We start from the raw sequence: 11,537 nt of genomic DNA on the forward strand, positions 1-11,537 counted from the left end.
ATGTCAGTGACGTGGTGTGCAATGGATCTCGTGCCCGCACTGGAAGAACCACTGAAGAAGGTGCTCGGACCACCCACCGCGAAGGTGATGGCCGAGTCCCTCGGCCTGCACACCGTCGGCGACCTCCTGCACCACTACCCGCGCAGATACGAGGAGCGCGGCCAGCTCACCCACCTCGCCGAGCTGCCGATGGACGAGCACGTCACGGTGGTCGCCATGGTCGCCGACGCCCGGCTGCACACCTTCGCCTCCGCGCGGGCCCCCCGCGGCAAGGGCCAGCGCCTGGAGGTGACGATCACCGACGGCAGCGGCCGGCTCCAACTGGTCTTCTTCGGCAACGGCGTCCACAAACCCCACAAGGAACTGCTGCCGGGCACCCGCGCGATGTTCGCGGGCAAGGTCTCCCTCTTCAACCGCCGCCTCCAACTGGCCCATCCGGCGTACGAGTTGTTGCGCGGCGACAGCGAGGAGACGGTCGAGACCTGGGCCGGCGCCCTGATCCCCATCTACCCCGCCACCGCCAAGCTGGAGTCCTGGAAGATCGGCAAGGCGATCCAGACGGTGCTGCCCAGCGCCCAGGAGGCCCTTGACCCCCTGCCCGCCACCCTCCGTGAGGGGCGCGGCCTGGTCACCCTGCCCGAAGCCCTCCTGAAGATCCACCAGCCCCACACCAAGGCCGACATCGCCGACGCCCGCTCCCGCCTCAAGTGGGACGAGGCCTTCGTCCTCCAGGTCGCCCTGGCCCGCCGTCGGCACGCCGACGCCCAACTCCCCGCCGTCGCCCGCAAACCCAAGCCCGACGGCCTCCTCACCGCCTTCGACGACCGTCTCCCCTTCACCCTCACCGAGGGCCAGCGGAAGGTCTCGAAGGAGATCTTCGACGACCTGGCGACGGAGCACCCGATGCACCGCCTCCTGCAGGGCGAGGTGGGTTCCGGGAAAGCTCAACCCCTGGACTCGCTTGTGCTCACACCCCGCGGTTTCCGTCGGATGGGAGACCTGGGGGTGGGCGACGAGGTCGTTGTGCCCGCAGGAGAGATCGCTCTGGTCGACGGGGTCTTTCCGCAAGGGGAGCGGGATGTGTGGCGCGTCGTGCTCTCCGACGGAAGTTCGGTGGAATGCGATGACGAACACCTCTGGATCGTCGGCACGAGTTGCGGCTGGGACCGTGGTCAGCCCCCCAAGGTGATGACTACCCGGGAAATCCGACACGATCTGTTCAAGGCCAACGGGTCGTCGAAGTGGTACATCCCGGCGGCGACCCCCGTGGATCTCGGCGACGATTCCGGTCTTCCTCTGGACCCCTACCTTTTCGGGCTCCTGTTGGGCGACGGCTCGTTCCGGCACAATCTGCGGTTTTCCACCGTCGACGCGGAGATTCGCGATGCATTGGTGGCGGCGGTGGCTCCGGACTGTCGGCTCGTCCCGGTGACCGGTTCTCGGTGCGACTACACCATTCAGCTGACCCGACGTTCGGGCGGTGCCCGTAACCCGGTCATCCAGATCTTGCGTGATCTGGGTCTTTGGGGGCTGACGTCGCATGGCAAGTTCATTCCCGCCGAATTCAAGAACACGTCGATCAAGAACCGCCTCGCCCTCCTGCAGGGGCTCATGGACACCGACGGTACGGTTGATCAGAACGGCTTGAGTATTTCCCTGTGCTCGGCCTCGCCGATGTTGGCGGACGACGTGGCTTGGCTCGTGCGCTCCCTGGGGGGCCGGGCGCGTGTTCTGCCCAAGAAGGCCGCATTCAACGTCTCGGTGGCGCTACCCGACGGCTACCCGCCGTTTCGGCTTACCCGCAAGGTCGAACGCGTACGTCCACGTGCGAAGTACAACACCTTCCGTCGGGGCATCCGCACTGTGGAACACGTGGGACGGAAGCCGGTCCAGTGCATCAGCGTCGCTCACCCGAGCCACGCGTATGTCACCGACAACTTCACCGTCACGCACAACACGATGGTCGCCCTCCGCGCGATGCTCGCCACCGTCGACGCCGGCGGGCAGGCCGCCATGCTCGCGCCCACCGAGGTGCTGGCCCAGCAGCACCACCGTTCCGTCGTGGAGATGATGGGCGAGCTGGCCGAGGGCGGGATGCTGGGCGGCTCCGAGCACGCCACCAAGGTGGTGCTGCTGACCGGCTCCATGGGGACGGCGGCCCGGCGCCAGGCGATGCTCGACCTGGCCACCGGCGAGGCCGGCATCGTGATCGGCACGCACGCGCTGATCGAGGACAAGGTCCAGTTCCACGACCTGGGCCTGGTCGTCGTCGACGAACAGCACCGCTTCGGCGTCGAGCAGCGCGACGCCCTGCGCGGCAAGGGCAAACAGCCCCCGCACCTCCTCGTCATGACGGCCACCCCCATCCCGCGCACGGTCGCCATGACGGTCTTCGGCGACTTGGAGACCTCGGTCCTCGACCAGCTCCCCGCCGGCCGCTCGCCCATCGCCTCCCATGTCGTCCCCGCCGCCGACAAACCCCACTTCCTGGCCCGCGCCTGGGAGCGGGTCCGCGAGGAGGTCGGCAAGGGCCACCAGGCGTACGTCGTCTGTCCCCGCATCGGCGACGAGGAGGACGACCCGAAGAAGTCCGGCAAGAAGAAGTCCCCCGAGGACGAGGCGGAGAAGCGCCCGCCGCTCGCGGTCCTGGACGTCGCGGACCAGCTGGCGAAGGGGCCGCTGCACGGCCTCCGTGTGGAGGTCCTGCACGGACGTATGCACCCCGACGACAAGGACGCGGTCATGCGCCGCTTCGCCGCCGGTGACACCGACGTCCTGGTCGCCACCACCGTCATCGAGGTCGGTGTCAACGTCCCCAATGCCACCGCGATGGTCATCATGGACGCCGACCGCTTCGGCGTCTCCCAGCTCCACCAGCTGCGCGGCCGGGTGGGCCGAGGCTCCGCCCCCGGCCTGTGCCTCCTGGTCAGCGAGATGCCGGAGGCGAGCGCGGCCCGCCAGCGGCTGAACGCGGTGGCGTCGACCCTGGACGGCTTCGAGCTCTCCCGCATCGACCTGGAGCAGCGCCGCGAGGGCGACGTCCTCGGCCAGGCACAGTCGGGCGCCCGCACCAGCCTGCGGGTGCTGGCCGTCATCGAGGACGAGGACGTCATCGCGGAGGCGAGGGAGGAGGCGGCGGCGGTCGTGGCGGCGGACCCGGAGCTCACCGGCCTCCCGGCGCTACGGACGGCGCTGGACGCCCTCCTGGACGAGGAGAGGGAGCAGTACCTGGAAAAGGGCTGAGAATGAACCCGTAGCCGTCCACAACCGAGGAACCGAAGATGACCCGCGTGATCGCCGGCGCAGCCGGCGGACGTCGACTCGCCGTGCCGCCGGGCAACGGCACCCGTCCCACCTCCGACCGCGCACGCGAGGGCCTCTTCTCCACCTGGCAGTCCCTCCTCGGCGGCCCCCTCCAGGGCGAACGGGTCCTCGACCTGTACGCCGGCTCAGGAGCCGTGGGCCTCGAAGCCCTCTCCCGAGGCGCGAGCCACACCCTCCTCGTCGAGGCCGACGCGCGGGCCGCCCGCGTCATCAGGGAGAACGTCAAAGCCCTCGGCCTCCCCGGCGCGGAGGTCAGGGCGGGCAAGGCCGAGCAGATCATCCAGTCGGCGCCCGCGGCCCCGTACGACCTTGCCTTCCTCGACCCCCCGTACCGTGTCACGGACCACGATCTTCGGGAGATTCTGCTCACACTCCGCACCGAACACTGGCTCGCGCCGGAGGCTCTGGTCACCGTGGAGCGCAGCACCAGAGGCGGAGAATTCATGTGGCCGCAGGGCTACGAGGCGGTCAAGGCCCGTCGCTACGGCGAGGGAACGTTTTGGTACGGTCGCGCCGCCTCTACGTGCGAAGACGCACGATGACCGGACCGGAGAGCGAGGGATCACAAGTGCGCCGCGCCGTCTGTCCCGGGTCGTTCGACCCCATCACCAACGGACACCTCGACATCATTTCCCGCGCCTCCCGTCTGTACGACGAGGTCTACGTCGCGGTCATGATCAACAAGTCCAAGAAGGGCCTGTTCGAGATCGACGAGCGGATCGACCTGATCCGCCAGGTCACCGCCGAGTACGGCAACGTGAGGGTCGAGGCCTTCCACGGACTCCTCGTCGACTACTGCAAGCAGCGTGACATCCCGGCCATCGTCAAGGGCCTGCGCGCCGTCAGCGACTTCGACTACGAGCTGCAGATGGCCCAGATGAACAACGGCCTGTCCGGCGTGGAGACGCTCTTCGTGCCGACGAACCCCACCTACAGCTTCCTCTCCTCCTCCCTCGTCAAGGAGGTCGCGACCTGGGGAGGCGACGTCTCCCACCTCGTGCCGCCGACCGTCCTCGAAGCCCTGAACGAGCGCCTCCGCCAGGACTGATGGGGCTACAGTCGTCCCGTCCGTCTCCAACACATCGGTAGAGAGTGGCGAGCACACGGTGGACGTGCAGAAGAAGCTCGACGAGATCGTCGCGGCGGTCTCCAGTGCGCGGTCGATGCCCATGTCGGCGTCGTGCGTGGTCAACCGCGCGGAACTGCTCGCGATGCTCGAAGAGGTTCGCGCGGCCCTGCCCGACTCCCTGGCCCAGGCGCAGGAGTTGATCGGCGGCCGGGAGGAGATGGTCGAGCAGGCCCGCCAGGAGGCCGAGCGGATCATCCAGGGCGCGCACGCCGAGCGCGGCTCGCTGATCTCCGACACCGAGATCGCCCGCCGCTCCCAGGCCGAGGCCGACCGGATCCTGAGCGAGGCCCGCCGGGAGGCGGAGGAGGTCCGCGCCGAGGCCGACGACTACGTCGACTCCAAGCTCGCCAACTTCGAGGTCGTCCTCACCAAGACCCTGGGCTCCGTCGGCCGTGGTCGCGAGAAGCTGCTGGGCACCGGACCGGGCCTGGACGAGCAGGGCTACGAGGACGAGGACGCCCCCGAGCGCAGCCACGACCCGGAGACCCTGCGCAAGGACGCCGACGCCTACGTGGACGTCAAGCTGGGCGCCTTCGAGGCGGTACTCGCCAAGACGCTGGAGGCGGTCGGCAAGGGGCGCGCCAAGCTGCACGGCCGCATCGCCACCGACGACCTCGGCGCCCTCGCCGACGACACGACGTCCTTCCAGCACTCCAGCGACGCCGACTACCTGGCCGACCTCACCGCGCTCTCCCAGCAGGAGAACTCGGCCGAGCAGCAACAACAGGCGCAGCCGCAGCAGTACGACCAGCAGCCGGCCTACGGCTACCAGCAGACGGACGCCTACGCCGCGGCCGGCTACCAGCAGCAGACGTACGGCCAGCAGGACGCCTACGGCTACCAGCAGGCCGATCCCTACGCGTACCAGGGCTACGACGCCCAGCAGCAGGCCGCGTACGACCCGAACCAGGTCCAGCAGCACCAGTCGCAGCAGCACCAGCCGCAGCAGTCGTACGCCCTCGACGAGACCAGCCTCTTCGACACCGGCATGATCACGCCGGAGCAGTTGAGGGCCTACGAGCAGGGCCGCGGCCAGTAACGGACCACCGGATTGGGCCGTGAGCGAAAGGTCCAGTATCCTGGCTCTTCGGTCGCGCGTACGTCCGCGATCAACGCTGCCCGGGGACACCGCAGGGCGGTGTCCCTCTGAGCTCAGAAGATCGAAAGCAGGATGGCTCCCAACGCTCGCCTCGACCACCGCAACCCCCTCGTGTTCGACACGCACGAGCTGGGTCGCCGTCCCGGTGCGCTGCAGCGGCTGTCCCGCACGGTCGACGCCCCCAAGGACTTCGGTGTCCAGGGGGTCGTCGGAGTGCCGGAAGGCGCTCCGGTGCAGCTCGAACTCCGGCTCGAGTCGGTCATGGAAGGGGTGCTTGTCACAGGCACCGCCCGTGCACAGGCCGAGGGGGAGTGCGTAAGGTGTCTGGAGCCGCTTCAGCTCGACGTCGAAGCGGACTTCCAGGAGATGTTCTCGTACCCTGACGCCGACGACCGGGGCCGCCCCAAGGCGGAGCCGGCCGACGACGCCGAGGAAGACGAGGACAGGCTCTTCATCGAGGACGGCCTGTTCGACCTCGAGCCCGTGCTGCGCGATGCGGTGGTGCTCGCACTGCCGATGCAGCCGGTGTGCCAGGAAGACTGCCCGGGTCTGTGCTCCGAGTGCGGAGCGCGGCTGGCGGACGACCCGGACCACCACCACGACGCCGTCGACATCCGTTGGGCGGCACTGCAGGGACTCGCCGAAACCATGACGGACGGCGAGAAGGACGAGATGAGCGGCGCCGAAGCGGGCGTCGACGAGAAGCAGGAGAAGTAGCCGTGGCTGTTCCGAAGCGGAAGATGTCGCGCAGCAACACGCGCCACCGCCGGTCGCAGTGGAAGGCTGCGGTCCCCACCCTGGTTGCGTGCGAGCGCTGCCACGAGCCCAAGCAGCAGCACATCGCGTGCCCGTCTTGCGGCACCTACAACAAGCGCCAGGTCCTCGAGGTCTGAGCGGCTGGTGAGAGGCACCGTGTCCACTGCCAAGAAGGCGGATGACGCCAAGGCGGACCCGTCCGCCAAGAAGAAAGCGGACAACACAGCCTCGTCCCACACGCTTCTGGAAGGGCGGCTCGGGTACAAGCTCGAGTCCGCCCTTCTGGTGCGTGCGCTGACCCACCGTTCCTACGCGTACGAGAACGGCGGTCTGCCGACCAACGAGCGGCTGGAGTTCCTCGGGGACTCCGTGCTCGGTCTCGTGGTCACGGACACGCTGTACAACACCCACCCCGACCTGCCCGAGGGCCAACTGGCCAAGCTGCGGGCCGCGGTGGTCAACTCGCGTGCGCTGGCGGAGGTCGGTCGCGGCCTGGAACTCGGCTCCTTCATCCGGCTGGGCCGCGGTGAAGAGGGCACGGGGGGCCGGGACAAGGCGTCCATCCTCGCCGACACCCTGGAAGCGGTGATCGGCGCGGTCTATCTCGACCAGGGCCTCGACGCGGCCTCCGAACTGGTGCACCGCCTGTTCGACCCGCTGATCGAGAAGTCCTCGAACCTCGGTGCCGGCCTGGACTGGAAGACCAGTCTCCAGGAGCTCACCGCGACCGAGGGGCTCGGTGTCCCCGAGTACCTGGTCACGGAGACCGGCCCCGACCACGAGAAGACCTTCACTGCTGCCGCCCGCGTCGGAGGCGTCTCGTACGGCACCGGCACCGGCCGCAGCAAGAAGGAGGCGGAGCAGCAGGCCGCCGAGTCCGCCTGGCGGTCCATCCGGGCCGCCGCGGACGAGCGCGCCGAGAAGGCGGCGGCCGAGAAGGCCGCCCTGGACGGCGACGAAGGCCCGACGTCCGTCTCTGCCTGACGAACAGCGCGTCCCGAGCGCCTGTCCCGCACACCGGGGCGGGCGCTCGGCTCATCCACAGTCCGGTACGGGAGTCGTCATGCCCGAGTTGCCCGAGGTCGAGGTCGTCCGGCGCGGCCTGGAGCGGTGGGTCGCCCACCGTGTCGTCGCCGACGCCGAGGTGCTGCACCCGCGTGCCGTACGGCGCCACATCGCGGGCGCCGACGACTTCGCGCACCGACTCAAGGGCCACCGCGTCGGCGTCCCGAGCCGCCGCGGCAAGTATCTGTGGCTGCCCCTGGAGGACACCCGCCAGTCGATCCTGGCGCACCTCGGGATGAGCGGCCAGCTGCTGGTCCAGCCGGCCACGGCCCCCGACGAGAAGCACCTGCGCATCCGCGTCCGCTTCGCCGACGCCCTCGCGACGGAACTCCGCTTCGTCGACCAACGCACCTTCGGCGGGCTGTCGTTGCACGACAACACCCCCGAGGGCCTGCCCGACGTCATCGCGCACATCGCCCGCGACCCCCTCGACCCGCTGTTCGACGAGGACGCCTTCCACCAGGCGCTGCGCCGCAAGCGGACCACCATCAAACGGGCCCTGCTGGACCAGTCGTTGATCAGCGGGGTCGGCAACATCTACGCGGACGAGGCCCTTTGGCGGGCCCGCGTCCACTACGAGCGCCCCACCGCCGGCTTCACCCGCCCGCGCACGGCCGAACTCCTGGGCCACGTAAGGGACGTGATGAACGCGGCCCTCGCCGTCGGCGGAACCAGCTTCGACAGCCTGTACGTCAACGTCAACGGGGAGTCCGGCTACTTCGACCGGTCCCTCGACGCGTACGGCCGTGAGGGGCTGCCGTGCAAGAGGTGCGGTACGCCCCTGCGCAGGCGCCCCTGGATGAACCGGTCCAGCTATTTCTGCCCGAAGTGTCAGAGGGCGCCGCGCGTGGCGTCGTAACGCTCGCGGGCCGTGAGGACGTCGTTCATGCGGCCCTCCACCAGGTGGATCAGGTCCAGCAGCCGCTCGGCGACCTGGCGGCCGAGCGGGGTCAGTTCGTAGTCCACGCGGGGCGGGTTGGTCGGCTGGGCCTCGCGGTGCACCAGGCCGTCGCGCTCCAGTGCGTGCAGCGTCTGGGAGAGCATCTTCTCGCTCACGCCGTCGACCCGGCGGCGCAGCTCGTTGAAGCGCAGCGAACCCTCGTACAGCGCGCCCAGCGTGAGCGAGCCCCAGCGTCCCGTGACGTGTTCGAGGGTGCCGCGCGAGGGACATGCCTTGGCGAACACATTGAACGGGAGGTCGTGCGCCGACGGGCGCTCCTGCGTGCTGTCCATAGCACAAGCGTACGCGAACGCAGCGCTAACTGACAGGTTGCACTAACCAGAAGTTAGTGCTTTCCTTTCGTCATCGCCAGTGAGCTGGTCATTGACTGTGAACGCTCATCCATGCTCATCTCAGGAGTACTCATCGTGACCACCCCTGTTGTCTCCATCGCCTACCACTCCGGCTACGGCCACACCGCCGTGCTCGCCGAGGCCGTCCGCGCCGGTGCCGTCGAGGCGGGTGCCGAGGTGCACCTGATCAACGTCGACGGGATCACCGACGAGCAGTGGGCGCTGCTGGACGGCTCGGACGCCATCGTCTTCGGCTCGCCGACCTACATGGGCACCGCGTCCGGCGCCTTCCACGTCTTCGCCGAGGCGTCCTCGAAGCGCTGGTTCGGGCAGGACTGGAAGGACAAGCTGGCGGCCGGCTTCACCAACTCCGGCTCCAAGAGCGGCGACAAGCTGCACACCCTGCAGTTCTTCCAGATCCTCGCCGGCCAGCACGGCATGCACTGGGTCAACCTCGGGCTGCACCCCGGCTGGAACAACAGCGAGGGCAGCGAGCACGACCTCAACCGCCTCGGTGTCTTCGCGGGCGCCGCCGCCCAGACCAACGTCGACGAGGGCCCGGACGCCGTCCACAAGGCGGACGTCCAGACCGCCGAGCACCTGGGGCGCCGGGTGGCGGAGACGGCGCGGGTGTTCCTCCAGGGCCGCGCCGCCTGAGCCTCGTAACGTCTAGTAGCCGAAGTCCTGTGTCCACCAGGGGCCACCGGTGCCGAAGTGGACACCGACCCCCAGGGTCTTGAAGTCGCAGTTCAGGATGTTCGCCCGGTGGCCGGGGCTGTTCATCCAGGCCTCCATCACCGCGGCCGCGTCGGCCTGCCCCCGGGCGATGTTCTCGCCGCCGAGGCTGGTGATGCCGAGCTTGGCGGCCCGGTCCCACGGCGTCGCGCCGCTGGGGTCGGTGTGGTCGAAGAAGTTCTGCGCGGCCATGGCGTCGCTGAAGTTCTCCGCCAGCTCCGACAGGGTGCTGTTCGCGGACACCGCACTGCAGCCGACCTTGGCCCGCTCCTCGTTGACGAGCTTGAGCACCTCCGCCTCGGCCGCGGCCTGGGCGGAGACCGTCACCGCGGGGGCGGTCGCGGACTGCTTCGGCGGCGCGGTCTCCTTCCGCGAGGGCTTCGAGGGCGTCGTCTTCGGCTTCTTGCTCTGCGGCGCCTTCGGCTTCTTCGTCGGCACCTCGGTCGGGGCGGCCGCGGAGGCGGACGGAGCGGAGGGAACCGCGGAGGGCGTGGGCGAGCGGTCGGCGTCGCGGCTCGTCGAGGAGCCGTCGTCCCGGCCCTGGACGCTGCCGGAGGTGCCGCCCTGCTCGGCCGCCGAGTTGCTCGGCGTGCTCGCGGCCTGCACTTTTCCGCCGCCGCCACCGCCACCCAGCTTGTAGTTGTCCAGCCCGGGCACCGCACCCGTGGCGACCGCGACCGTGCCGATCGCGACCGCCGCGGAGACCCCGAGCAGCCCGGTCTTCACCGGCGTCACGGTCCGCTTCCGACGGCGGTGCGACCCGCCGCGCCCGCCGTCGGGCGTGAAGCCGTCGTCCGGGAAGACGGTGCGGTAGTCGTCCTCGTTGGCGAACAGGTAGGCGGCACTCCGAGCGGAGGCCTCGGCGTACTCGTCCGCGTTCAGATACGGGGCCGTGCCCAGCGTGGGCGGGTCCTCGGGCCCGTAGGCCTCCGGCGGGTCATAGCTGTACGAGTACTGCCGGGGGTCGTAACTGCCGGCGTGCGAGCCGTTCCTCGCTGTGACCCCCGTGGCGCGGCCCGTGGCGGCGCGGCCGGCGGCGGAGCGTCGGTGGCGTCCCATGTTTCTGGCCTTCCTCGTCCTGGCGGTCAACCCGCCGGATACGATCTTGCGGGTGACCCAGCTCACTCCTTCGAGTGAGTTTTATCTGAGATTCATTGGGTGGGGACGGTACCGCATGGCGCCAGAGGAGGAAGTGTCCGGAGAGACATTGGCCGGTTAGGTTGCCCCCATGAGCGAGGATGTACGACTGGTCGCCTGGGTGCGCGGACGCGTCCAAGGTGTGGGTTTCCGCTGGTTCACGCGGGCCAAGGCGCTGGAGCTCGGCGGCCTGAGTGGTTTTGCTCTCAATTTGGGCGACGGCCGGGTCCAGGTGGTCGCGGAGGGCTCGCGGGAGTCCTGTGAAGGACTTCTGGACTGGCTCCAGGGTGACGACACGCCCGGGCGCGTGGAAGGCGTCACCGAGATCTGGGACACACCTCGCGGGGGTTACGACGGCTTCGCCATCCGCTGACCGCTTTCTGTAAAGAGGCCCAGGCGGGAGCGGACGGACATGCCACCGGCAGCTGCCGGGAGCGGAAAGACGCTGGTGGTTGCCAAGAACCGCTTGCTCTGGCAGGCTGCGCACGCAAAGATGATCGCCACGCCCCGAGGGGCCCGCAGGAGTCGCAGCGCAGCCGTTCTCAGGCCGCGCGCCCCCGGGATGCCCGCCAATACGGGGCGTGATCGTGTTGACCGTCAAACTTTTTGGTGAGACGCTGAAAGCACCCCGCGCACCTTAGCTGTTTGGCATGGATGAACGGCAGCATGAACTCCATAGTGTCAAGCACCACGGGTGCGATTCCCTCACGACCCACACCGCTTCGGTCGGTCACTCAGTGTGGAGGACCATCCATCATGGCAAAGGCGCTTCTCGGTTACGTCGGCGGCTCCGACCCTCGACTCCTCGCCGAGATGCGACGGCTTCAGCAGCGTGTCCAGGACCTGGAATCCGAGCTCGTACGGATCCAGGCCGAGAACGACGCGCTCGCGGCTGCCGCTTCTCACGACAGGATCATGGAGAGCATCGACGCACACCAGGCGGAGCCTGCGCTCACCTGATCACTGCATCGCACCACGACAGCAGTGGTTGGGCCGCCC

At 69.0% G+C, this 11,537-nt stretch carries 13 protein-coding genes; 11 read left to right on the plus strand and 2 right to left on the minus strand.

Annotation, left to right across the window (positions count from 1 at the left end; all coding sequences use genetic code 11):
- Positions 1–21 precede the first annotated feature (21 nt).
- The 8 genes from ACWCQ1_RS09840 (at position 22) to mutM (ending at position 8,232) form a co-directional block, all read left to right on the plus strand.
- Complete coding sequence (locus ACWCQ1_RS09840) at positions 22–3,243, plus strand: helicase-related protein (RefSeq protein WP_451026212.1); 3,222 nt, start codon at positions 22–24, stop codon at positions 3,241–3,243.
- A 38-nt stretch (positions 3,244–3,281) separates the two neighbouring features.
- Entirely contained in the window at positions 3,282–3,866 is a 585-nt protein-coding gene (gene rsmD, locus ACWCQ1_RS09845; protein ID WP_451026213.1) for a 16S rRNA (guanine(966)-N(2))-methyltransferase RsmD, read from the plus strand.
- A gap of 26 nt (positions 3,867–3,892) precedes the next feature.
- Positions 3,893–4,372 carry a pantetheine-phosphate adenylyltransferase gene (coaD, locus tag ACWCQ1_RS09850; protein ID WP_356772047.1) on the plus strand — a complete coding sequence of 160 codons (480 nt, stop codon included), beginning with the start codon at positions 3,893–3,895 and terminating at the stop codon, positions 4,370–4,372.
- A gap of 58 nt (positions 4,373–4,430) precedes the next feature.
- Positions 4,431–5,492 (plus strand): cell division initiation protein, encoded by a 1,062-nt coding sequence (locus ACWCQ1_RS09855; RefSeq protein WP_451026214.1) that lies wholly within the window; start codon positions 4,431–4,433, stop codon positions 5,490–5,492.
- A gap of 132 nt (positions 5,493–5,624) precedes the next feature.
- Positions 5,625–6,269, plus strand: coding sequence for a YceD family protein (locus ACWCQ1_RS09860; protein WP_133046771.1), 645 nt, complete (start codon positions 5,625–5,627; stop codon positions 6,267–6,269).
- Between the two features lie 2 nt (positions 6,270–6,271).
- Entirely contained in the window at positions 6,272–6,445 is a 174-nt protein-coding gene (rpmF, locus tag ACWCQ1_RS09865; RefSeq protein WP_003951102.1) for a 50S ribosomal protein L32, read from the plus strand.
- Positions 6,446–6,452: 7 nt separating this feature from the next.
- A complete protein-coding gene (gene rnc / locus ACWCQ1_RS09870; protein WP_165954999.1) occupies positions 6,453–7,292 on the plus strand; it encodes a ribonuclease III in 840 nt (279 codons plus the stop codon).
- Positions 7,293–7,371: 79 nt separating this feature from the next.
- Entirely contained in the window at positions 7,372–8,232 is an 861-nt protein-coding gene (mutM, locus tag ACWCQ1_RS09875; RefSeq protein ID WP_133046773.1) for a bifunctional DNA-formamidopyrimidine glycosylase/DNA-(apurinic or apyrimidinic site) lyase, read from the plus strand.
- Here the strand turns inward: mutM and ACWCQ1_RS09880 are convergent.
- Entirely contained in the window at positions 8,205–8,606 is a 402-nt protein-coding gene (locus ACWCQ1_RS09880) for a winged helix-turn-helix transcriptional regulator (RefSeq protein WP_133046774.1), read from the minus strand. The genes mutM and ACWCQ1_RS09880 overlap by 28 nt on opposite strands.
- Positions 8,607–8,741: 135 nt before the next feature.
- On the opposite strand from ACWCQ1_RS09880, the gene ACWCQ1_RS09885 reads away from it, so the two are divergent.
- Positions 8,742–9,323, plus strand: coding sequence for a flavodoxin family protein (locus ACWCQ1_RS09885; RefSeq protein WP_358595676.1), 582 nt, complete (start codon positions 8,742–8,744; stop codon positions 9,321–9,323).
- Positions 9,324–9,335: 12 nt separating this feature from the next.
- Here the strand turns inward: ACWCQ1_RS09885 and ACWCQ1_RS09890 are convergent, their stop codons facing one another.
- The gene (locus ACWCQ1_RS09890) at positions 9,336–10,460 is read right to left on the minus strand and encodes a CAP domain-containing protein (protein ID WP_358595679.1); all 1,125 of its coding nucleotides are present in this window, start codon (positions 10,458–10,460) and stop codon (positions 9,336–9,338) included.
- Positions 10,461–10,629: 169 nt separating this feature from the next.
- Here ACWCQ1_RS09890 and ACWCQ1_RS09895 point away from each other — a divergent pair, with 169 nt between their 5' ends.
- A complete protein-coding gene (locus ACWCQ1_RS09895; protein ID WP_133046777.1) occupies positions 10,630–10,911 on the plus strand; it encodes an acylphosphatase in 282 nt (93 codons plus the stop codon).
- A gap of 383 nt (positions 10,912–11,294) precedes the next feature.
- Positions 11,295–11,498 carry a hypothetical protein gene (locus ACWCQ1_RS09900; protein ID WP_016432419.1) on the plus strand — a complete coding sequence of 68 codons (204 nt, stop codon included), beginning with the start codon at positions 11,295–11,297 and terminating at the stop codon, positions 11,496–11,498.
- Positions 11,499–11,537: the final 39 nt, after the last annotated feature.

This window comes from Streptomyces sp. NPDC002144 (genome assembly GCF_053593695.1).